19 protein-coding genes are annotated in these 21,031 nt (G+C 72.3%); 1 reads left to right on the forward strand and 18 read right to left on the reverse strand.

The genetic code is table 11. From position 1 onward, the window contains the following. Positions 1-5: 5 nt before the first annotated feature. The 7 genes from N542_RS0119905 to N542_RS27670 all read right to left on the reverse strand — a co-directional run bounded on the left by N542_RS0119905 (position 6) and on the right by N542_RS27670 (position 7,115). Positions 6-1,004, reverse strand: a complete 999-nt coding sequence (locus tag N542_RS0119905; protein WP_028645430.1) for an epimerase — start codon at positions 1,002-1,004, stop codon at positions 6-8. Between the two features lie 29 nt (positions 1,005-1,033). After that, on the reverse strand, positions 1,034-1,954 hold the full coding sequence (locus N542_RS0119910) for an MBL fold metallo-hydrolase (protein ID WP_028645431.1): 921 nt from the start codon (positions 1,952-1,954) through the stop codon (positions 1,034-1,036). A gap of 36 nt (positions 1,955-1,990) precedes the next feature. Next, a complete protein-coding gene (locus N542_RS0119915; protein WP_028645432.1) occupies positions 1,991-3,046 on the reverse strand; it encodes an ABC transporter substrate-binding protein in 1,056 nt (351 codons plus the stop codon). A 43-nt stretch (positions 3,047-3,089) separates the two neighbouring features. Next, positions 3,090-4,121, reverse strand: a complete 1,032-nt coding sequence (locus N542_RS25785; protein ID WP_081795392.1) for an ABC transporter substrate-binding protein — start codon at positions 4,119-4,121, stop codon at positions 3,090-3,092. A gap of 578 nt (positions 4,122-4,699) precedes the next feature. Next, positions 4,700-5,776, reverse strand: a complete 1,077-nt coding sequence (locus N542_RS0119925) for a branched-chain amino acid aminotransferase (protein WP_028645433.1) — start codon at positions 5,774-5,776, stop codon at positions 4,700-4,702. A gap of 119 nt (positions 5,777-5,895) precedes the next feature. Further along, positions 5,896-6,966 carry a 3-isopropylmalate dehydrogenase gene (locus tag N542_RS0119930; protein WP_028645434.1) on the reverse strand — a complete coding sequence of 357 codons (1,071 nt, stop codon included), beginning with the start codon at positions 6,964-6,966 and terminating at the stop codon, positions 5,896-5,898. 11 nt (positions 6,967-6,977) lie between these two features. After that, the gene (locus N542_RS27670; protein WP_155993247.1) at positions 6,978-7,115 is read right to left on the reverse strand and encodes a hypothetical protein; all 138 of its coding nucleotides are present in this window, start codon (positions 7,113-7,115) and stop codon (positions 6,978-6,980) included. Positions 7,116-7,510: 395 nt separating this feature from the next. Between N542_RS27670 and N542_RS0119940 the strand changes: the two genes are divergently transcribed. After that, positions 7,511-8,077, forward strand: a complete 567-nt coding sequence (locus tag N542_RS0119940) for an O-methyltransferase (RefSeq protein WP_028645435.1) — start codon at positions 7,511-7,513, stop codon at positions 8,075-8,077. Between the two features lie 49 nt (positions 8,078-8,126). Here N542_RS0119940 and N542_RS0119945 read toward each other — a convergent pair whose 3' ends face one another. The 11 genes from N542_RS0119945 to yczE all read right to left on the reverse strand — a co-directional run bounded on the left by N542_RS0119945 (position 8,127) and on the right by yczE (position 20,983). After that, entirely contained in the window at positions 8,127-8,834 is a 708-nt protein-coding gene (locus N542_RS0119945) for an FHA domain-containing protein (protein WP_028645436.1), read from the reverse strand. After that, complete coding sequence (locus N542_RS0119950) at positions 8,831-10,108, reverse strand: vWA domain-containing protein (protein WP_028645437.1); 1,278 nt, start codon at positions 10,106-10,108, stop codon at positions 8,831-8,833. The genes N542_RS0119945 and N542_RS0119950 overlap by 4 nt, the downstream gene beginning before the upstream one ends. Continuing rightward, a complete protein-coding gene (locus N542_RS25790) occupies positions 10,101-11,273 on the reverse strand; it encodes a PP2C family serine/threonine-protein phosphatase (RefSeq protein WP_081795394.1) in 1,173 nt (390 codons plus the stop codon). Before N542_RS25790 ends, N542_RS0119950 begins: the two co-directional genes overlap by 8 nt. Then, positions 11,270-13,642, reverse strand: a complete 2,373-nt coding sequence (locus N542_RS0119960; RefSeq protein ID WP_028645438.1) for a serine/threonine-protein kinase — start codon at positions 13,640-13,642, stop codon at positions 11,270-11,272. Before N542_RS0119960 ends, N542_RS25790 begins: the two co-directional genes overlap by 4 nt. Next, entirely contained in the window at positions 13,639-14,757 is a 1,119-nt protein-coding gene (locus N542_RS0119965; protein WP_036509019.1) for a hypothetical protein, read from the reverse strand. Before N542_RS0119965 ends, N542_RS0119960 begins: the two co-directional genes overlap by 4 nt. A gap of 7 nt (positions 14,758-14,764) precedes the next feature. Beyond that, on the reverse strand, positions 14,765-15,733 hold the full coding sequence (locus tag N542_RS0119970; protein ID WP_028645440.1) for a glutamate ABC transporter substrate-binding protein: 969 nt from the start codon (positions 15,731-15,733) through the stop codon (positions 14,765-14,767). Next, complete coding sequence (locus tag N542_RS25795; RefSeq protein WP_051552131.1) at positions 15,730-17,028, reverse strand: hypothetical protein; 1,299 nt, start codon at positions 17,026-17,028, stop codon at positions 15,730-15,732. Before N542_RS25795 ends, N542_RS0119970 begins: the two co-directional genes overlap by 4 nt. Continuing rightward, a complete protein-coding gene (locus N542_RS25800; protein WP_081795396.1) occupies positions 17,025-18,428 on the reverse strand; it encodes an AAA family ATPase in 1,404 nt (467 codons plus the stop codon). The genes N542_RS25795 and N542_RS25800 overlap by 4 nt, the downstream gene beginning before the upstream one ends. After that, positions 18,425-18,937, reverse strand: a complete 513-nt coding sequence (locus N542_RS25805) for a hypothetical protein (protein ID WP_051552132.1) — start codon at positions 18,935-18,937, stop codon at positions 18,425-18,427. The genes N542_RS25800 and N542_RS25805 overlap by 4 nt, the downstream gene beginning before the upstream one ends. A 3-nt stretch (positions 18,938-18,940) precedes the next feature. Then, positions 18,941-20,176, reverse strand: a complete 1,236-nt coding sequence (locus tag N542_RS25810) for a toxic anion resistance protein (RefSeq protein WP_036509022.1) — start codon at positions 20,174-20,176, stop codon at positions 18,941-18,943. Between the two features lie 102 nt (positions 20,177-20,278). Next, entirely contained in the window at positions 20,279-20,983 is a 705-nt protein-coding gene (yczE, locus tag N542_RS0119995; RefSeq protein WP_231482782.1) for a membrane protein YczE, read from the reverse strand. Positions 20,984-21,031 lie beyond the last annotated feature (48 nt).

Genomic DNA, 21,031 nt, shown 5'->3' on the forward strand with positions numbered 1-21,031 from the left:
CACGGTCATCGGTACGACGGGGCGCGACCGGTCCGCCCACGGCGCTCGCGGACGCCGGCCACCAGGTCGGCGGCCGCGCCCGGCCAGGTCGGGTGCTCGAACTCGAACCCCGCCTCCAGCAGCCGACCGGGCACCACCCGCCGGCTCTTGAGCAGCAGCTCGGTGTCGGTGCGCAGCACCCACGCGCCGAGCCCGGCCATGGCACGCGTGGCGGGCAGGCCGGGGCGCCGTCCCCACGCACGCCGCAGGTCGCGCATGAGCTCGCGCTGAGGAAGCGGTCCCGGGGCGGCGAGGTTGACCGGACCCTCGAGGTCCGACCGCTCGGCCAGCAGGTCGATCGCCCGGCACAGGTCGTCGGCGTGGATCCACGACACGTACTGCCCGCCGCCCGCGACCGCACCACCGAGCCCGAGCCGCGCCATCCACAGCAGGTAGTCGAACACGCCGCCACGGTCCGGGCTCATCACCATCGCCGTGCGCAGGGCCACCCGACGGGTCCGCGGCAGGGTCGCCTCCTGCTGCGCCGCCTCCCACTGCTGGGCGATCCGCACGCTGAGCTCCCAGTACGCCGGGACGTGCGGCTCCTGGCCCCCGATGATGCCGGTGGCCTCGTCGTTGGGGGCGTCGTCGGGGCCGTCGCGGCGGTCCGCGTAGATCGTGGCGGTGCTCATCTGCAGCCAGACCGCCGGCGGCCGGGCCGCCAGCTCCAGCGCGCGACCGACCACCCGGGTCGAGTCGACCCGGGACGCCATCATCTGGCGCAGGTGCTCGTCGGTGTAGCGGCAGCTGACCGACCGGCCCGCGAGGTTGACGACGACGTCCGCGCCATCCAGCTCCTCGGCCCAGTCACCGAGCGAGCGGCCGTCCCAGACCCGGTGCCGTACGCCGGCCTCCAGCGTCTCGGGCTGTCGGCTGAGGACGACGACGTCGTGCCCGGCCGCGGCGTACCGCCGTCGCAGGATGCCGCCGACCTGACCAGTGCCTCCGGGGATGACGATGCGCATGTGGTCAGCCTACGCTTTTTTGAACACGTTCAACAAATGTCGGACCAGGGGTCCGCGCGCTGCCACACCGTCGGGAGGTGCACGCTCGCTCCGGAGTCGGCGGCCAGCTCGTCGATCAGCCGCAGCGTGACGTCGAGGTCGTCGACGAGGTAGGGCAGCGCACGCAGGCCCCGGTCGAGCGGGCGGAAGAAGTCGTCCCAGTGCGTCAGCACGACCCGGCGGGCGCCCACCGCGGCGACGGTCTCGGCCCAGTAGGCACGGACGTAGTCCTCGCTCTGCACCCCCAGCTGGCCGGCGCCGAGGTAGGCCACGTCGGCTCGCCGGCCGGCGAGCGCGCCGGCGACGAAGCCGGCGCTCCCCTGCAGCAGCGCGGTCTGGCCGCCGGCGTGCTCCAGCAGGATCGACCAGGCCTCGCCGCACCGGTAGGCACCGGTCCTCACCGGCGGCACGACGGGTGCGGTGATCTCGCCGGGGAACCGGTCCGGCGGACAGTGGTGCGACTCGACGAGGGTGATCGTGAAGGCGCCGTACGTCATCGGCTCACCGGGCCTCACCACCCGGATCCGGTCCTCGGGCAAGCCGCGACCGCGTCCGACGTACGCCGTGGACTCGCCACCGACCAGGTCCGCGCCGGTCCGGTCGGCGACCACGGCGGAGTCCATCGCGTGGTCGTAGTGGCTGTGCACCGGGATCACGGCGCCCAGCCGGTCGACACCGAGGCGCGCCAGGGCGGCGTCGATCCGGGCGTGATCCGGCTCGATCCTGCCCAGCGCGACCTTGGCGAGCGAGGGCCTCGAGAAGAAGCCGTCGGTCATCAGCCGGGTCTCGCCGTCGTCGATCAGCAGGCTCGCGACACCGAGGAAGGTGACGCCGAAGGGGCCGGAGGCGGGCGGCACGTCGAAGCGGTGGGCGTAGCGGTCGAGGTCGGGTCGACCGAGCTTGAGGCGCATGCGCGCACGCTACCGGCGCCGACCCGACCTCACGCGTCAGCCTCGTGCGACCGGCGGCACCGTCTTCGGGCTGCCGTCAGCGGCCGCGGCCAGCTGCGGGACGTAGCGGTCGAGGAGGTACGGAATGCTCAGCGGCGTCACGAAGCTGTGCGCGACGTAGTAGCTGCCGTCCTTCGCACTGATGTCGAACCAGCGGCCCTCGTCGTACGCGCGCGTGCTCGTGAAGAGCTTCTGCACCTGCGGGTCGGCGTCGAGGTCGATCCACACGGCGACGCCGACGTCGGCGAGGTCGGTGGCGCGCTCCGCGCTCAGCGAGACCCCGAACTCGCTGTCGTCGGCACCGGTGATGAGCTCGTGCAGCTCGAAGCCGAGGTCCTGCAGCATCCGCGAGCGGGGGTCCTCGGGACCGTAGAGGAAGAGCCCCTCGTACGGCGTGACGACCCCGGCGGTCTGGCCCGCGAACTCGGGGTGCGCCGCCGCCTCGTCGCTGATCCGCTTCTTGACCGTGTCGATCAGCGTCTGGGCCGCCTTCGGCTTCCCGATCGCGGTGCCGAGCACGAGCGCCGCCTCGTCCCACGGCGTGCCGTAGTCGGCGTACTCGCCGTTCTGCGCGACCACGGGGACGCCCATCGCGGACAGCTTGTCGTACTCGTGCTGGGTGAGACCGGCGTACTGCCCGACGACCAGGTCCGGCGCGAGGGCGGCGACCTTCTCGACCTCGACGCCGTCGGTGTTCTTGAGGAGCGTGGGCCGCTCGGCGTCACCGAGGTGCTCCTGCGCCCACGGGTAGACGCCCTGGAGCTTCTCGTCACCGAACCAGTAGGTGACGCCGACCGGGACGACTCCCAGCGCCATCAGCGTGTCCTGGTCGGTGAGGCCGAGGCAGACGACCCGCTTCGGCGCCTTCTCGATCGTGGTCTCGCCGTACTTGTGCTTGATGGTGACGGGGAAGGCCGACTCCTCCGGGGCGGCGCCCGACGACGCCGGGGCGGCGCTCCCCGAGTCGCTGCCGTCGCTGCCGCAGGCGGCGAGGACCGGCGCGACGGCCAGGACGGAGAGGCCGGCGAGGAAGCGGCGGCGGGAGGTGGTCATCGTGCTCCTTGAGTGAGGGGTCGTGCGGGATCGTGCGGGATCGTCACGACGGGAAGGCGCGGGGCGCCGTACCGGCGGCGGCCTGCTCGAGCAGCGGCGTGAGTCGCTCGAGGGCGTACGTGCGGGCGAGCGGGGTGTCGAAGTAGAGGGCGCCGGCCAGGGTGCCGTCGGTGTAGACCGCACGCTTGCCCGCGACGGCGGGCAGGGAGCCGATGGTGCCGAACCTCTGGAGGCCGTCGAACATCTCCTGGTCCTCGGTGGCGAAGACGACGACGTCGGCGTCGATCAGGCCGACGTTCTCCGCGGAGATCTCGGCCTGCGAGCCCTGGTCCGGGGCGTACTTCTCCAGCCCGGTCGTCATCGTGAAGCCGACCTCGGTCAGGAAGGACGTGCTCAGTCCGGCGGGATAGACGTAGAGCACCCCGTCGTACGGCCCGCCCTGGGAGAAGGTCGCCGTCCTGTCGGCCCACTCCGGGTGCGCGGCCGCGACCTTCGCGTACGCCGCCTCCGTGTCGTCGACGACCTCCTGGCCGTCGTCCTCGCGGCCGAGCGCGCGGGCGATCTGGAGCACCTGGTCCTGCCACGGGGAGAAGAAGGCGGTGGCGTCCTCGTCGCTGGTGACGGTCGGCGCGATCGCGGACAGCAACCGGTAGTCCTTCTTCGTCAGCCCGGCGTTCGTGCCGACGATCAGGTCGGGCTCCAGGGCCGCGATCTTCTCGAACTCGAAGCCGTCGGCGACGCTGAGCACCTCGGGGTGAGCGCCTCCGAGCAGGTCGTGCGCCCACGGCCAGGTGGCGTCCGGCTGCTCGCCGTACCACTCCGTGACCCCGACGGGTACGACGCCGAGCTGGAGCAGCACGTCCTGCTCGGTGACGCCCACGCTGACGACCCGCTTCGGCTGCTCGGGCACCACGGTCGCGCCGTACTTGTGCGTGACGGTGACCGGGAAGGCACCCGCACCGGCCGCCGCCTCCCCGCCGGTCGGCGCCGACCCGTCGGACCCGTCGGACCCGCACGCGGCGAGCAGCAGCGGCAGCGCCGCCAGCACGGAGACAGCAACAGCACGAAGACGCATCGACCAGCCTTTCAGTTAGGTGAGCCTAACCTTACCCAACCGTCGTACGCCGCCGCCACCCGGGGTCCGTCGCCGGTCGATCAGCGGATCAGAGCACCCCCGGTGGTCGAGCAGCGAGCGCCAGCGAGCGTCGTCGAGACCCCGGAAACACACCCATAACGACGACCGCTGCGGTCGCCCACCCGCGCAGGCCGCAGGGGTCTCGACGACGCTCGGGCCCAGCGGCCCTCCCTGCTCGACCAGCGAAGCACCGGCGGTCGAGCAGCGAGCGCCAGCGAGCACCCCCCGGTGGTCGAGCAGCGAGCGCCAGCGAGCGTCGTCGAGACCCCGCAAACGGACCCACGGCGGCAACCGCTGCGGTCACCGCCCCGCGCAGGCTGCGGGGGTCTCGACAACGCTCGGGCCTAGCGGCCCTCCCTGCTCGACCAGCGACACCCGGTGGTTGAGGTGCGAGCGAAGCGAGCCTCGAAACCACCACCCCACGCACGCTGCGGGGGTCTCGACAACGCTCGGGCCTAGCGGCCCTCCCTGCTCGACCAGCGGGATCTTGAGGAGGCTCGAGCGTCAGGCGGTACGGGTCAGACGATCTGGTGCATCCAGCCGAAGGTGTCCTCGGTGCGGCCGAACTGGACGTCGACGAGCTGCTGGCGGATCTGGCGCCAGAGGTTGCCGCCGCCCTCGGGGGTGGGGACGGAGCCACCGTCCCACTTGAGCTCGCCGACCGGGGTGATGACGGCGGCGGTGCCGCACGCGAAGATCTCGGTGATGTCGCCGCTGGTGACACCGTCGCGCCACTCGTCGATGGAGATCTTGCGCTCCTCGACCTGGTGGCCCAGCTTGCCGGCCAGCTCGATGATGCTGGCGCGGGTGATGCCCTCGAGGATCGTGCCGGTCTGGGGCGTGACGATGCGCCCGTCGGCGTGCACGAAGTACATGTTCATGCCGCCGAGCTCCTCGACGTACCTGCCCTCCTGGCCGTCGAGGAAGACGACCTGGTCGCAGCCGTGCCGGGTGGCCTCCTGCTGGGCGACGAGCGAGCTGGCGTAGTTGCCGCCGGTCTTGGCCGCACCCATGCCACCGCGACCGGCGCGGGTGTACTCCTCGGTCAACCACAGGGAGATCGGCTTCACGCCGCCCTTGAAGTAGGCGCCCGCGGGGCTCGCGATCACCATGAACGTGACGTGCTGCGCAGGACGCACCCCGAGGAACGCCTCGGAGGCGAACATGAACGGCCGCAGGTAGAGGCTCTTCTCCCCCTCTCCCTGCGGGACCCAGCGCTGGTCGATGGCCACGAGGGCGTCGACGGCCTGCACGAAGTCCTCGACCGGGAGCACGGGCAGCGCGAGCCGGTGGCTCGAGCGCACCATCCGCGCGGCGTTCTCCTCGGGCCGGAAGGACCAGATGGAGCCGTCGTCGTGGCGGTAGGCCTTCATGCCCTCGAACGTCTCCTGCGCGTAGTGCAGGACGGCGGTCGCCGGGTCGAGCGTGAGCGGGCCGTACGGCTCGATGCGGGCATCGTGCCAGCCGGCGTCGGGGGTCCACTCGACCGTGAACATGTGGTCGGTGAAGTGCTGGCCGAAGCCGGGATTGTCGAGGATCTCCGCGAGGCGGGCGTCGTCGACGGTCACGGTCGACGGGGTGGTGCTGATCTCCATGGGGGACAACTTAGTAGGCCTTCCAGGTACGTGCTCGTGTCTGGGGTCGGACGGAGGAGATGCCGACGGCCGGGCACACGCGAGTGCGCCCGGCCGTCGGTGGGTCGACGAGGGGTGCGTCAGCCGGATACTCGGGCGGCGATCGCGTCGCCGACCTCAGAGGTACGGCGCGCAGCGCCCGGCGCCCGGGCGGCCAGGTCCTCGATCACCGCGGTCTCGATGGTCGCGGCGGCGTCGGCGTACCCGAGGTGGTCGAGCAGCAGGGACGCGGAGAGTACGGCGGCGGTCGGGTCGGCCTTCTGCTGGCCCGCGATGTCGGGCGCGGAGCCGTGCACCGGCTCGAACATGGAGGGGGCCGTCCGGTCGGGGTTGACGTTGCCGGAGGCCGCCAGGCCGATGCCGCCGGTGATCGCGGCGGCGAGGTCGGTGATGATGTCGCCGAAGAGGTTGTCGGTGACGATCACGTCGAAGCGCGCGGGGTCCGTCGTCATGAAGATCATCGCAGCGTCGATGTGCATGTAGTCGGTGGTCACCTCGGGATACTCGGCGGCCACCTCCTGGAAGAGCCGCCACCAGACGGCGCCGGCGTGCACGAGGACGTTGGTCTTGTGGACCAGGGTGAGCTTCTTGCGGGGACGGCGCTGGGCCCGCGCGAAGGCGTCGCGGACGACGCGCTCGACGCCGAAGGCGGTGTTGACCGACACCTCGGTGGCGACCTCGGCCGGCGTGCCGACCCGGAGCGCGCCGCCGTTGCCGGTGTACGGGCCCTCGGTGCCCTCACGGACCACCACGAAGTCGACCTCGCCAGGGTTGCTGAGCGGGGAGGACGCACCCGGGAAGATCCGGGACGGCCGCAGGTTGACGTAGTGGTCGAGCTCGAAGCGGAGTTTGAGGAGCAGCCCCCGCTCGAGGATCCCCGGAGGGAGATTCGGGTCGTTCGGCTTGCCGCCGACCGCGCCGAGGAGGATGGCGTCGTGCTCGCGGATCTCGCGGAGCACGGACTCGGGCAGCACCTCGCCGGTGGTGAGGTAGCGCTCGGCGCCGAGGTCGTAGCGGGTCTGCTCGAACGTCACTCCGGCAGGCGACGCGACGTCGAGCACCTTGAGGGCCTCGGCGGTCACCTCCTGCCCGATGCCGTCGCCGGGGATGACGGCGAGCTTGATCGTGGAGGGCGACGAGTCAGTGGTCATGGGGCGAGACGCTAGTTGTCGTCGGGGCGCTGGCCGCCGTTGTCCCGCAGGTCGAGCGAGATCTGCAGGGCCTGGCTGATGTTCTCGTGGCTGCGCGGGTTGTCCGGGTGGTGCTGGGCCGGTCCCCACTCGGGGTACATGTCGTACATCGGATTCTCTTCCTGTGAGTCGCCCTGGGGGCGTTTCGTGGATGTGTCGTGATGATCCATTCGGCTCGACACACCTGAAACGAAGACTCTCCGGACGAATGATCAGTCCGGACCGTGGATCACACGGGACGAGGAACCAGCAGAAGTTGCGGATCGCGCTGAACGTGCGGGCGATCACGCCGCGGAGGCGTCTTCGATGCAGATGTATCGAGAGGCCGTCAACGCCGAATCACCGCGGCGAGGTGGCCTCTCTCAGGCCCCGCCGCGGCGCTCGATAAGTACGAAGACGCTCCGCATGGTGAGAACACCGTACGCCGGGGCCCTGACCACGGTCAGCCCATTTCACAGAGTGTTCGCGATGCGAGACAGTCGTCCCACGGTGGAAGACTCGGCACATGAGCGCTCCCCCCGACCTCCCCGAGATCGTCCGGCGCGCGTTCGACGTATCCCGCAAGGCGGGCTACGCGTCGTTCTGCCGCAACGAGACCGGCCGGCTGCTGGCGACCCTCGCGGCCACCCGCACCGGCACGATGGCCGAGTTCGGCACCGGCTGCGGTGTCGGTACGGCGTGGCTGCGCTCCGGCGTGCGCGGTGACGCGAAGATCCTCAGCGCCGAGCTCAACGCCAAGCTGGGCGACGCGGCCGCGGTGATCTTCGAGGACGACCCCCAGGTCGAGGTCCGCTCGGCGGACTGGTCGACGCTGCTCGACGAGGGGCCGTTCTCCCTGCTCTTCCTCGACTCCGGCGACCCGACCGAGGTCAGCGTGGACTCGATCGCCGACCTGATGGAGCCGGGCGGCCTGGTGGTCCTCGACGACTTCGCACCGTGCGAGATGTGGCCGCCGGTCACCTACGGCCGGGTCGACACCCTGCGCGAGCAGTGGCTCACCGACGAGCGCTTCACCGCCGTCGAGGTGCTGGTCGCGCCCGACGCGTCCGTCGTCATCGCCACCAAGCGCTGACCGCCGGTCCTGGAGCTCGCCGGCTCACCGGGGAGGTCGCGCACCGCTCTCAGAACTCCCCGTCGGCGGCCCGGCGTACGACGATCCGGGTCCACGCACCGACGTAGATCCGGTCGTCGGCGGAGACCTCCTGCTTCTGCCCGGGGGGCACCGGGGTGGTCGGCAGCGCACCGACGTTGCCGCCGACGTACGTGCCGTTGGAGGAGCCGAGGTCCTCGACCCACCAGCGGCTGCCGTCGGTCGTCAGCTGGGCGTGGCGACGGCTGATCCCGTTGTCGGAGGACAGGTCGATGTCGGGCGTGATGTTGCGGCTGCGCGATGCGCGCCCGATCAGGATCGAGGTGTTCTTGAGCGCGACGACGAGCGGCAGGCCCGGTGAGGGCAGCGGGTCGGTCGACTTCTGGTCGACGTACCAGTCGGGGTCGATCCAGACCTCGGCCACCCAGTGGTCGGTGAGCGGCGGCGACGGGTTGGCCCCGGTGACGGCGGCATCCGACGCCGCGGGCGTCGCGACCGTCGGCGGGGCGACCGGGCGGGGCATCGACCCGGTGGTGAAGTCGTAGCCGCACGCCTCGCAGAAGAGCGCGTTGGCCGGGTTGGTCGCGGAGCAGTTCGGGCAGGTCCCGGTGGCAGCCGCGGCCGTGGGTGCGGTGGCCGGCGAGGCGGCGGCCGGGGAGGCGGCGGCGTCCATGGCGATGCCGCACACGTCGCAGTAGTCGGTCGCCGTCGTCTCGTGCCCGGCGGGACAGGTGCTCACTTCTTGATCCGGGTCGTCTTGGTCGACGCCGTGTCGAGGGCCATCTCGTCGGCCTTGGCCACCGCGGCCTTGAGCCGGACGGTGCCTTCCTTCTCGTCGTCGATGTCGACCACCTTGCGCAGCTTGGAGGTCGCCTCGTCATTGCCCGTCTCGGCGGCCAGCTGTACGGCGCGCCCGAGCTTGGTCGTGGCGGTCGCGGTGTCGCCCGAGGCCTTGGCCGCGAGCCCCTCCTGGATCATCGCGGCGAGCTCGGTCTGCCCCGTGTAGTGCGCGACCTGCTGGTCGATCCTCGCGGTGAGCTCGGAGTTGCCCGACCAGGTGGCCTTGACCAGGCCCTGCGCCACGACGTCCGCGCCGATCGCCAGCTGCACGCGCGCGGCGAGCTGCTCCTGGCCGATCGCCTTGGCCGCCACCCGCACGCCGACGTGGTAGTCGCGGGACTCGTCGGCCCACGCGCCGGTGGGGTAGCCACCGGTCAGCGGGTTCACCTCCACCCGCCGGTCGGTCAGGTCCTCGACCGAGGGGGCGACCTGGCGCACGAAGAGGATCTGGGCGCCCTGCGGGGCCCACACCCGCAGCTGGACGTCGGAGACACCGCGCGCCATCGAGGCCCGCATCATCTCCTGGAACTGGGCCTGCATCTGGGCCGGCTCGGGGATGATGTCGACGGTCCCCAGCAGGGCCTGGGAGATCCGGCGCACCTCCTCGACGACCCAGTCGGTCCCGGCGCCGCGGCAGTCGCACTGGAAGTAGCCGGTGGCCCGGGCGATGGCGGCGTCGAGGGCTCCGGGCCGCTCGCGGTTCTCACCGTCGGTCAGCAGGATGGCGTGCCGCTGGGTCACCTCGGGCACGGACGCGAAGACGGTGCCGGCCAGGTCGAGCCAGGTGCTGATCGCCGTGCCGCCCGCGCCGGTGAACCGGCCGATCGCCTCGCTGGCCTGGGCCCGCGAGGTGGCATCCATCCGCGCGAGGCCGGGACCCGAGGCCACCGGCGGGTAGGCGAGCTCCGCGTGGTCGGAGCCGGAGATGACGGCGAACCAGGTGCCGTCCACGATCTCCGCGAGCGCCGCCTGGGCGGCCGAGCGGGCCGCCTGCATCGTCTCGGGACCCATCGAGCCGGAGGTGTCGACGATGATGATCTCGCCGGCCGCTCCCCCGCCCGTCTGCCCGGCGGTGCCGGCGCCGGAGCAGGTCACGGTGATGATCGCGTTGACGTCGGTGCCTCCGTCCGGGAGGAACTCGTTCTGGTAGACGCTGGCGGTGAACTCAGCCATCGGACTCCTCCTGGTGGTCGAGCGCGGGTTCGCTGGCATTCTGCCCCGGATCCGGGACGGTCGCGGCGGGCTCGATGCGCGCCACGGCTGCGGTGATGTTGTCTCGTCCGCCCTGGGCGTTGGCGAACGCGATCAGGGCGAGGGCGAGATCGAGGGGTACGGCGGTGCCCGCCGCGGCGACCTGGGCGGCGAGGGCCTCAGGCTCGGACGCGTAGTTCCACAGGCCGTCGGAGCACACCAGGAGCCAGCCGGGCCCGGCGACCTCGAGCTGCCCGGTGCGTGGCGCGATGTCGGGCGCGTCGCGCCCGAGCCACTTGGTGATCGCGTGCGCCTGGGGCGAGGTCTCGGCGACCTCGCGGGGTACGCCGGCCTCCATCTGCTGCTGCGCGGCCGAGTCGTCGACGGTCAGCTGGACCGCCGGGCCGCCGTCGGGCAGCCAGTAGGCGCGTGAGTCGCCGATGTTGGCGTACGCCAGCAGTCCCTGCTCGACGACGACGACCACGAAGGTCGCCGAGGCGGGGTTGGTCGAGGCGGGGTCGGTCACCGAGACCACGGCGGCGTTGGCCGCGGCCGCGGCCGCCCCGAGGGCCTGGGTGACGGCGCTCGACCGGCTGGCCGGCGTACCCATCCCGCGCGGGAACGGCGCCCGCAGCGCCTCGAGCGCGGCCTTCGCGCCGGCCAGGGAGGCGACGTCGGAGTCGATCGAGTTCGAGACCCCGTCGAGGACGACGAGGACCGCCCGCTCCCCCGGCGCGTCGGAGGCCAGGAGCGCCATCGCGTCCTCGTTGCGGTGGTGCACGATGCCCCGGTCGCAGACGCCGGCCACCCACGGGGCGGGCGTCCCACGGAAGTGGTCGCGCTCGGTGGGCGCCTTGGCCCCGCAGGTCTCGCAGTAGCCGTCGGCGCCGACCGTGCCCTGGCAGACCAGGCACGGCCGCGGGCCGGCGTCGGCCGCCGGAGCGGCCAGGTTGCGGTGGGTCGGTGCGCTGATCGGTCCGCTGCCGAGGTCGTCGATGGGGCTGGCCTCGGTGGCCGCAGGCGCGGCGGCGACCGGCCCGGCGTCGCCACCCAGGGGCGTGCCGCAGCTCTCACAGAACTTCGCACCCGTCGGTGCCGCGGCGCCGCAGGACGGGCACGTGGTCGTCGGGCTCGGGGTCTCGCTCATGTCAGCGTCCAGCTCCGCACTTCGTTGGCCTTGTTGACGAGCCCGACCCGGTCCTCGAGGAGCGGGGCGTCACGGGCCAGCGCACGGTAGGCCTTCTCGAGCCCGTCGCGCAGACCGTCCTCGGTCGCCTCGTGGCTGCCCACCGTAGGCGCCGGTCGGCTGGAGGCGGCACCCAGGGCGGCCGCGTTGCCGGCGGTCACGACGTCGAGCGCCTGCGAGAGGATCCGCACCGTGTAGCGCTGGCGCGCCGTGCCGTCCATCGAGACCGACTCGATGCTGCGCATCGCCTGGTCGAGCACGGCCAGGTCGCTGCCGCCGCCGGCGAGCAGCACCTCGGCCCGCAGCTGCCGGCTCTCCGGGTAGCCGCGGCTGGTCGAGGGCACCTGGTCGAGGGCCGCGACCGCACCCGGGGTGTCCCTGCGGTCGGCGCGCACCCGGGACAGCCCGAAGGCCGAGGGAGCGACGTACGTCGCGTCCGTGGCCGCGCAGGTGAGGTAGAGGCCCTCGGCGACGTCGGGCAGGCCGCCCTTCTCGCAGGCGATCGCGAGCGCCAGCTTGGGCGCGAGCTCGCCGGGCACCTGCTGGTAGACGGCGTTGAACGCCGACTGGGCGGCGGGCCAGTCCTGCTCCTGCATCGCCGCGAGCCCGTCGATCCACAGCGCGCGCCAGTCCCACGGGTCCTGGGCCAGCAGCTCGTCGGCGTACGCGTGGGCGTGCGTCGGGTCCAGCAGCTCGAGCGCGGCGTGGGCCCGGGCGAGCAGCACCTCGGCCGTGGACTCGGGCGCCCCCTCCAGGTCCTTCAGGCGCTGGGCCGGGTCGTCGCTGCCGACGCTGGACAGCCACGCGTGCTGGTCGTCGGTGGTGTCGGGCCGCAGCCCCGGCAGCTCGGTCCACGACAGGACCGAGGCCGACGCGGCCGGAGCCTCGAAGAGCACCGACGCGGCCGAGGTGAGGGCGGTGCCGGACGTCCGGGCGGCGACGACCTCGCGCAGGACGCCGAGCAGCTGGCCGCGCAGCTCGTCGGCCGAGGCGAACCGGTCGGCCGGATCGGCGGCGCAGCACTTCGCGATCAGGTGGTAGAGCGAGTCGTGCTGGGCGAAGAGCGGCGTCGACTCCGGCGGCGGCAGCGTGTGGAGGTAGGTCCCCTGGTAGCCGCGGAACTCCATGCAGAGCACGACCAGGGTGCGCCCGATCGTGTAGATGTCGCTGGCCACGCTCGGGCCGACCTCGGCGACCTCGGGCGCCTGGTAGCCGACGGTGCCGTAGATCGCGGAGTCCTGGTCGTCGATGCGTCGTACGCCGCCGAGGTCGATCAGTTTGATCGCGTCACCGACCTGGATCAGGTTGTCGGGCTTGAAGTCGCAGTAGACGAGGCCGAGGTCGTGGAGGTACTGGAAGGCGGGCAGCACCTCGAGGACGAAGGCGAGCGCCTGGTCGACCGGGAGCGCGTCGTACGTGCCGTTGTTGTCGCTCATCCGCTGCTTCAGGATCTGCTTGAGCGACTTGCCGCCGACGTACTCCATCACGATGTAGCCGGCGCCCTCGTGGGTCACGAAGTTGTAGATCTCGACGATTAGCGGGTGCTCAACCTGGGCGAGGAACTGCTGCTCGGCGATGGCCGCGGCGAGCGCGTCGGGGTCACCGGAGTTGAGCAGGCCCTTGAGCACCACCCAGCGGTTGGAGACGTTGCGGTCCTTGGCGAGGTAGATCCAGCCGAGGCCGCCGTGCGCGATCGCGCCGACCACCTCGTACTGACCGCCGACGACGTCGCCGGGCTGCAGCTTGGGCGTGAACGAGAACTCCTGGCCGCACTGGGGGCAGAAGCCCTCGGTGCGACCGGGCTTGCCCTCGATGCTGCGACCGATCGCGTTGCCGCACTTCGAGCAGGTCCGCTTGTCCTCCGGGACCTCCGGGTGCGGGTTGATCGCCTTGCTGGCGTCGACCGCGGGGGCCGGCGGCACCACGGTCAGCCCGGCGCCGAGGCGGGCGGCGCGGACCCGCTGCGAGCCCGAGCGGGTACGCCGCGTGGAGGTCGTGCCGGACGACTGCGCGAGCCGCGAGCCGATGGCGGCGGACTGCACCTTGCTGGCCGAGGTGGCGACGGAGGCGTCCCCGCCCGACAGCGGCTGCGCCTCGTGCGCGACGCTCACGGCGGGCGAGCCGCACACGTCGCAGTAGCCGTCGAGGATCGAGCCGGTGCAGCCGGGCTGGGTGCACGGCGTGCCGTCCGCGGGCGGGGTCGTGCCGGCGGTCGACGCCGGGGTCGCGGCGGCGGCTGCGGGTGCGGGTGCGGGTGCGGCGGCCATGCCGCAGACGTCGCAGTAGCCGTCGGCGATCGTGCCGCTGCAGCCGGGCTGGGTGCACTTCATGCGGACTCCTTGGAGTGGTCGACCCAGGTCTGGTAGGTGCCGACGAGCTGGCGGCAGACGGCCATCGGGGCGGGTTCGCGGGCGAGGACCTCACGGGCGCGGCACTCGCTGTCGGCCAGGTCCGGGCGATCCGCCAGGCCCAGCGACCTGGCCTTGGCCACGTAGGCCTCGAGGAGGTCCAGCAGCTGCGTGCGCTCGGCCAGCGCGTCGGCGTACCTCTGCTGCGCGAGGGTCAGCGCCTGCGACACCCGGTCCAACCGCTCGAGGTAGGGACCGAGCCGCTCGGGCGTGTTCGGGATCGGGCCCAGCGCCTCGACGTCCGGTACGGCGTACCGCGGCGACGGCTCGACCATCCGGACGCAGTTCGCCGCGAGCAGCCGCAGCGCCTCGGCCCGTGCCACGAGGTCGGCGCGCAGCTCGCGGGCCGACACGAGCTGGTCGCGGGCGTCGCGGCGGCGGGCGTTGCCCACGATGAGGTCACGCTCGAAGGTGGACGCGTCGCTCTCCAGCGCCGGCAGCAGGCCGCCCACGTCGGCACCGCGCTGGGCTCGCTCGGTCACGTCGGCCAGCCGGTGCAGCAGCGCCGCGAGCCGGTCGACGGCGGCGTCGCGCGCGAGCGCGGGCTCGAGACCCACCTGGTCGCGGACCCGTTCGAGCTGGGCCCGCAGGTCCTTGATCCGGGCGGCGGCGGCGTCGGCGCCGGGCATCAGCGCGAGCGTCGTGCGCAGCTGGCCGGCCAGCGCGTCGGAGAGCCGGCAGGCCTCGGGCAGCGAGACGGCCAGCGCCCCGAGGTCCTGGGTGTCGAGGGTGCCGTCGAGGCGACCCCAGATCAGGGTGGTGATCTGGGTGCGCTCGGTGACTCCCACGCGGCCGCCGTCCCACGTCGCCCACATCAGCTGCCAGCGGTCGGAGACCGCCTTCCACAGGGCGAGCGACAGCATCATGTCGGAGGCGATGTCGGCACCGCGCTGGGCGGCGAGCGCGGCGCCGTCCACCTCGTCGAGCTCCGCGCGCCGGGCCCGCACCCAGTCGTCGAGGTCGCTCAGGTAGCCCTGCAGCACGGCCGGCTCCGGTGCGGAGCCGATCGCGCCGGGTGCGACGGGAGCGGTGGTCATCGGCAGCTCATCGACCGTAGACCGGCGTCGGCTGCTGAGCGTCCAACTTCAGCGAGGGCTTCAGCCACTTCTCGTACGACGCCTGCCACGACCCGTCCGCGCGCATCTGCTCGAGCACGGCGTTGATGAAGCGCACCAGGTCGACGTTGTCGGCGTTCACCCCGATGCCGTACGGCTCGTCGGTCAGGGCCTTGCCCGTCACCACCTCGGCGTACGGGTCCTGGGCGACGAGTCCGGCCAGGACCGTGTCGTCACCGGTGATCGCGTCGGTCGCGCCGTTCTGGAACTTCAGCAGGCAGCCCGTGTGGTTGCCGGCCGTGACCGGGACCGCGTCCGGCGCGAGCTCCTGGATGTTGTCGAGGCTGGTGGTGCCGGCCGGGGCGCACACGCGCTTGCCCGAGAGCTGCTCGACCTGGGTGATGCCGGAGCCCTTCTGCACCAGGATCTTCTGGCCGGAGTGGAAGTACTCCGCCGAGAACGCGATCTGGTCCCAGCGCGCGCAGTTGATGGTCATGTTGCGTGAGACGACGTCGATCTCGCCCGACTGCAGGAGCGGGATCCGGTCCGAGGCCGCGATGACCCGCAGCTGCACGTGCCCCTTCGCGGTGCCGAAGATGGCGGCCGCGATCTGGTCGACCATGTCGATGTCGAAGCCCTCGACGACCCCGGAGAAGGGGTTGCGGGACGCGAGGAGGTAGCTGTCGCCCGAGACGCCGGCGACCAGGAAGCCGCGCTTGCGGATCTCGGCCATCGTCGAGCCGGCCGGCACGTCGCCGGGGGCGGGCACCCCGCCTGCGGTCGGCTGGTAGGACCGGGTCGGGTCGCCGGTGTCGGTGCACGGCGTGCTCGAGGCCGGGGCCGCCGGCTCCGGGACGACGGCCTTAGGGATCGGCGTGGCCGAGTAGCCGCACCCGGCCAGCACCACCAGTGCGGCAGCGGCCACGAGGGTCCGCAGCGTCGTACGACGGGCGCTCATGCGTACTCCCTCCGTCGGAGCCCGATGCCCCAGACGGACATCCCCGCAGCGGCGATCCCGAGCAGCAGCGTCACGATCCCGAGCACCAGGATGCCGGTGTTGCCGCTGCGCAGCGCGTCGGTGGTCGCTGCCCCGGACTCGCTGACCACCTTCTGCGAGCGCGCGTCGAAGGCGTTCAGCTTGGCCGTCGACCCGGCGTCCTCCTGGGTGGTGGCGAGCTCGACGGCCGCGTCGTAGCGGCCGCCGTCGTCGAGCTCGACGATCTTGTCGTGGACGCCCGCGTAGTCGTCCCACATCGCCTCGGTCACGTCGGAGGCGTTGGCGCGCACGACGTCCGACGCGGCTGTCCACCGGTCCTCGTAGACCTGGCCCGAGCCGCGGGAGATCAGCCGGAGGCTCTCGTTGGCCTTGGCGTCGTTGCCGGCGGTCCGCGCCGTGGACTCGCGGTAGGACGTCGCGTAGCTGCCGTCGCGCAGGTCGGCGTTGTTGCCGGCCTGGATCGCGGCGACCACGAAGGCGACGAGGGTCAGGGCGGCGACGGTCAGGAAGGCGGCCGCGATCCCGAGGTTGATCCGCCGCCGGAAGCGGCGGGCCAGGTTGCGGTTGACCCAGAAGAGGAGCCCCAGCGCGACCAGCCCCGGCAGCAGGACCAGCAGCGGGTGCTGGGCCCCGAGCTCGTCCTCGGCGCGCTCCGCGTTGGCGGCCACGAGAGCCTGGACGAGGGGGATGGCGGAGCCCTCGACGCTGGTGTCGCGGAGCCCGGTGGAGGCGGTCCGCAGGTATTCGGCGCCGACCGGGAAGCCCTGGCGGTTGTTGGCCCGGGCCTGCGCGATCGTCGAGTTGTAGTCGGTGACCGCGGCGCTGAGGTCGGCGAGCGCCGCGCGGTCGGCCGGCTGCGCCTCGGCGGCCTCCGTGATCTGGCGGGTGACGGTCTCGATGGCCTCGTCGTACGCCGCCCGCTGCTCCGGTGGCTCCAGCCCGCCGGTGAGGAACGCGGTCGTGGCGAGGGCGTCGGCGCGGAAGAGCGTGGACTGGATGTTCTGCACCCGGACCAGCTGCTCGGTGTTGTCGGCGGCGGCCCGGTTGGCACTCCACGAGAGCGCCTGGAGGCCGGCGGTCAGCGCGGCGAAGAGCAGGCAGGCGAGCACGGCGACGACCTGCCAGCGGCTCAGCAGCCGAGGCACGTCCTCGGTGCGGTCGCGGCGGGCCGACGCGGCCGACGCGGCCGGGGTCGGCGGGGTCGCCGGGGCGGCGGTCGCGGTCGCGGCCGCTGGTGGCGCCTGGGTCTGGGTCATGGCGTCTCCTCGTCAGCGGCCGGGTCGGCCGGGGTCTCCCACTCGACGGCGTCCGTCGGGCCGTCGGCCACCACGGGGTCCAGGTCGTCGACCACGATCGTGCGCAGCTGCTCGACCGTCGGCGCCTCGATGTCGCGCAGCCGCCAGGCGTGGCGGCCGATCGCGGCCTCGAGGATGTTGCGCACGTAGCGAGCATTGCCGAAGGTCGGACCGCGGCGCACGGTTCCGAGGATCTCGCGCAGCCGGGCGACGACGGCATCGTCGGCGTCGTACTCCGCGGCGCCGGCCATCACCGCGAAGATCGAGGCCAGCTCGTCGTCGGTGTAGTCGGCGAAGTCGATGGTGGTGCGGAAGCGGCTCTCGAGACCGGGGTTCTGCGCGATGAAGACCGCCATCGGGAGGGGGTAGCCGGCGACGATGACGACCAGGTCGTCGCGCTTGTCCTCCATCTCCTTCACCAGCGTGTCGATGGCCTCGGTGCCGTACTGGTCGCCGGAGAGCGAGTAGGCCTCGTCGATGAAGAGCACCCCGCCCTCGGCGGACTTCACCACCTCGGCGGTCTTCATGGCGGTCTGGCCCAGGAAGCCGGCCACCAGCTCGGACCGGTCGACCTCGACCAGCTGGCCCTTCGAGAGCAGCCCGAGCGCCCGGTAGATGCCGGCGACGAGGCGGGCGACCGTGGTCTTGCCGGTGCCCGGGTTGCCGTTGAAGATCATGTGCCGCGTGATCGTGGGCGCCTTGAGCCCGGCCTCGGCCCGCAGCCCCTCGACGCGCAGGACCGCGGCCTGGCGGTGGATCTCGGCCTTCACCTCGGTCAGCCCGACGAGGGCGTCGAGCTCGGCGAGCAGCTCCTCGACCGACTTCGGCTCGGGCTCCGGATCGGCCGCCTCGGCCGGCCGGGGCGTCTCGGCCGGGGCTGCGGGAGCGGCTCGCGTCGGGTCGACGGGCGGCGGCGAGGGCGTCGACGCACCGGTCGTGAGGCCGGGGAAGGCGACCGGCGCGGTGGGCGCCTCGACCAGCTGGGCCGCGGCTGCCGTCGCTGCGTTGCCGACCGTGCGCGCGGTGGCCTCGCCCAGCATGCTCCCCGCGAGGGCGACGTCGGCGAGGGCGCGTGCGTACGCCGGCGCGTGGGCCGAGCAGGCCAGCGCGAGGCTGCTCATGGTCGGCGTCGGTGCGGAGCGGTAGCGGCGCCCGCGCGACGCGGCATCCATGAAGTCCTCGGCGGAGCGACCGCCTCCGGTCTGCTCCGACCAGTCGACGTACGCGCCGCGGGCCGGCTCCGCGACGGTGGCGGCGAGGCGCTCACCCTCGGTGCGCGCCTCGGCCGGGTCGATGCCGGCAGCGCTCGCGGCGGACTCGAGGGCCGCCAGCGCCGCGGAGAGCGAGAGCGGGTCGGTCATGCCGGCGGTCCCAACGTGAGGTCCGGGCCGTCGGGCGTGCCGAACTTGGCCTGCAGGAACATGCCGTGCGCGATCAGCGCCTGGGCGTCCGCCCGGTTGGCGGCGTCGAGGATCTTGTCCATCGTGGACGCGAGGAGCTCGAGCTGGTCGACCAGGACCATCAGCGAGGTCTTGTAGCCGTCGATCGGGCGGGTGTCGGCCCACTCGCGGGGCAGCCGGAGGTAGCCGCCGACCGCCTCGGGCAGGTAGTCGGTCGCCGTCGCCATCACCGAGTAGCTCTCGATCGTGCCGGCGCCGAGGTGGCGCAGCTGCGGCAGCGTGTCCCGGATGGTGCGGGCGATCCGGACGACCCGCGAGGTGATGACCGGCGGCGCGTTGCCCTCGGTGAGCATCGCGTGCACCCGGTTGAGGGCGGCCAGGATCTCCTGCTCGGTGGGCGGGGACGGGATGGCCCGATCCGCCGCCTCGGCCTCACCACGACGGCGACCCAGCCATGACTTCAGGCCCACGGCTCAGCTGGTCGGCAACGCGGAGAGATCCAGGGCGCCGGCGGCGTTGCGCGCGTCGTGGGCCTGCACCCGGTCGAGGTAGGCCTTGGACTTGTCGACCTCGGTCTCGAGCACGCCGATCGTGGCCGACATGGAGTCCAGTGCCTTGAGCTTGAACTCGTCGATGGAGTCCATGGTCGCGTAGATGTTGGCGAAGGCGGCCTGCAGCTGCTCGATCCCGATGCTCGACGACGCGGCCTGGTCCTGGATGGCCGCGGAGTTGTCGCGGAGCATCTCGGAGGTGCGCTGGATCATCCCGGACGTGGTGGTGTTGAGCGCCGTGATCTGGTCCAGGACCAGCTTCTGGTTGCCCAGCGCCTGGGCCACGATGACCGCCGTGCGCAGGGCGGAGATCGTCGTCGTCGACGCCCGGTCGACGCCCTTGATGAGCTCGATGTTGTTCTTGATGATGATGTCGATCGCCAGGTAGGACTGGATCGAGACGGCCAGCTGGGTGAGCAGGTCCTGGTGCTTCTGGCGGACGTAGAAGAGCACGTCCTGCGACAGCGCCTTGGCGGCGTCGGGGTCCGAGAGCTCGAGCTCGGCGATCTTCGCGGACAGCTTGGTGTCGAGCCGCTCGGCGACGTACACGTACTGGTTGAGCCGGCCCATCGAGGCCCACAGGTTCGTCTTCTCGAGGTTGAGGGAGACGTTGTCCTTGGTCAGCTCGTCCTGCCCGTTGCGCAGGCTGTGCAGGATCCCGTTGAGCTGGCTCTGCGCGGACTGGTACTTGCGGAAGTAGTCGGTGACCTTGTCGCCGAAGGGCAGCAGGTCGAGCCACTTGCGCGTGCCGGTGGCCTGGCTCGGGTCGAGGTCCTCGACCGTGCGGCGCAGCTCCAGGAGCGTCTTGCCGACCGTCGAGCCCTGGGCGATGCCGCCCTCCTGGAGCGCGCGGACCGGCTGCTCCAGCATCCGGTTGGAGGTCTCCGCGGCCTTGCGGATGTCGGCGTCACCCATCGTGCGCACGCTCTCGGCCTGCTTCGCGAACTCCGGGCTGTTGACCGCCGTCGCGCTGAGCGCGGACATGAAGCCGTCCACCTTGGCATCGAGCTCGGGCAGCGCCTCGGCCGAGACCTGCGGGGCCATCCGCGGCGCCTGCGTCGTGGTGATCGCCGGCGACGCCTCGGGCGCCGTCAGGGTCAGCGTCGCCTCTGGCGGTGCCAGTGGTGCGACGGCTGCCTCGCCCTGGTTGTCGGTCATGCCGTGCCTCCCGATCGGTGGTGCTCGGAAGTGTGGCAGATCCGTCCCGGCCGCGGGCGCTCCTGAGACGTCCGACGGCATCACGTTCGTGCCCGGGACGCCTCAGGTCGCGCGACGGGCCTCGGCACCACCGTCGGTCACGGGCCGGGGCTGGATCGTCCAGGCCGGCAGCCAGAGCTGCGTCAACGGACCGATCGCGAGCGCGTAGAGCACGGTGCCCACGCCCACGGTCCCGCCGAGGAGCAGCCCGATCACGACGACCGTGACCTCGATCCCGGTGCGCACCAGCCGGATCGAGCGGCCGCTGCGGCGCGCGATCCCGGTCATCAGCCCGTCTCGCGGACCCCGCCCGAGCTGGGCGCCGATGTAGAGCGCCGACGCGAGGGCGCACAGCGCGACGCCGCCGAGCATCAGGGCGATCCGCAGCGCCATCGCATCCGGGCGGTCGAGCAGCGCGAGGGTGGCGTCGGCCGAGAAGCCCACGACCAGGGCGTTGGAGATCGTGCCGATGCCCGGCTTCTCCCGCAGCGGGATCCACAGGACCAGCACCACGAAGCTCATCACCACGACCGCCTGCCCGAGCGTGATCGGGACGTAGCGGATCAGTCCGGAGTGCAGCACGTCCCACGGTGCGAGGCCGAGGTCACCGCGCACCATCATCGCCAGCGAGACGCCGTACGCCACCAGGCCGACGTAGAGCTGCGGCAGCCGGCGCCCGAGGCGGCCGGTGCGCAGCTGGGCGAGGGGCCCCAGGTCGGCGAGGGGACGTGGTGCGGCACTGCTGCCCGCGGCGGCGATGATGGTCACGCGTCCATGATCGCGAGGATTGGCCTTCTCTCCAATAGCCAATCATGG

It is taken from the genome of Nocardioides sp. URHA0020 (assembly GCF_000620705.1).
Taxonomy (GTDB): domain Bacteria; phylum Actinomycetota; class Actinomycetes; order Propionibacteriales; family Nocardioidaceae; genus Nocardioides.

What these genes read in the sequence shown, in the direction of transcription:
- N542_RS0119905 (WP_028645430.1), bottom strand. Translation starts at nt 1,004, where the DNA reads ATGCGCATCGTCATCCCCGGAGGCACTGGTCAGGTCGGCGGCATCCTG.
- N542_RS0119910 (WP_028645431.1), bottom strand. Translation starts at nt 1,954, where the DNA reads ATGCGCCTCAAGCTCGGTCGACCCGACCTCGACCGCTACGCCCACCGC.
- N542_RS0119915 (WP_028645432.1), bottom strand. Translation starts at nt 3,046, where the DNA reads ATGACCACCTCCCGCCGCCGCTTCCTCGCCGGCCTCTCCGTCCTGGCC.
- N542_RS25785 (WP_081795392.1), bottom strand. Translation starts at nt 4,121, where the DNA reads ATGCGTCTTCGTGCTGTTGCTGTCTCCGTGCTGGCGGCGCTGCCGCTG.
- N542_RS0119925 (WP_028645433.1), bottom strand. Translation starts at nt 5,776, where the DNA reads ATGGAGATCAGCACCACCCCGTCGACCGTGACCGTCGACGACGCCCGC.
- N542_RS0119930 (WP_028645434.1), bottom strand. Translation starts at nt 6,966, where the DNA reads ATGACCACTGACTCGTCGCCCTCCACGATCAAGCTCGCCGTCATCCCC.
- N542_RS27670 (WP_155993247.1), bottom strand. Translation starts at nt 7,115, where the DNA reads ATGTACGACATGTACCCCGAGTGGGGACCGGCCCAGCACCACCCGGAC.
- N542_RS0119940 (WP_028645435.1), top strand. Translation starts at nt 7,511, where the DNA reads ATGAGCGCTCCCCCCGACCTCCCCGAGATCGTCCGGCGCGCGTTCGAC.
- N542_RS0119950 (WP_028645437.1), bottom strand. Translation starts at nt 10,108, where the DNA reads ATGGCTGAGTTCACCGCCAGCGTCTACCAGAACGAGTTCCTCCCGGAC.
- N542_RS25790 (WP_081795394.1), bottom strand. Translation starts at nt 11,273, where the DNA reads ATGAGCGAGACCCCGAGCCCGACGACCACGTGCCCGTCCTGCGGCGCC.
- N542_RS0119960 (WP_028645438.1), bottom strand. Translation starts at nt 13,642, where the DNA reads ATGAAGTGCACCCAGCCCGGCTGCAGCGGCACGATCGCCGACGGCTAC.
- N542_RS0119965 (WP_036509019.1), bottom strand. Translation starts at nt 14,757, where the DNA reads ATGACCACCGCTCCCGTCGCACCCGGCGCGATCGGCTCCGCACCGGAG.
- N542_RS0119970 (WP_028645440.1), bottom strand. Translation starts at nt 15,733, where the DNA reads ATGAGCGCCCGTCGTACGACGCTGCGGACCCTCGTGGCCGCTGCCGCA.
- N542_RS25795 (WP_051552131.1), bottom strand. Translation starts at nt 17,028, where the DNA reads ATGACCCAGACCCAGGCGCCACCAGCGGCCGCGACCGCGACCGCCGCC.
- N542_RS25800 (WP_081795396.1), bottom strand. Translation starts at nt 18,428, where the DNA reads ATGACCGACCCGCTCTCGCTCTCCGCGGCGCTGGCGGCCCTCGAGTCC.
- N542_RS25810 (WP_036509022.1), bottom strand. Translation starts at nt 20,176, where the DNA reads ATGACCGACAACCAGGGCGAGGCAGCCGTCGCACCACTGGCACCGCCA.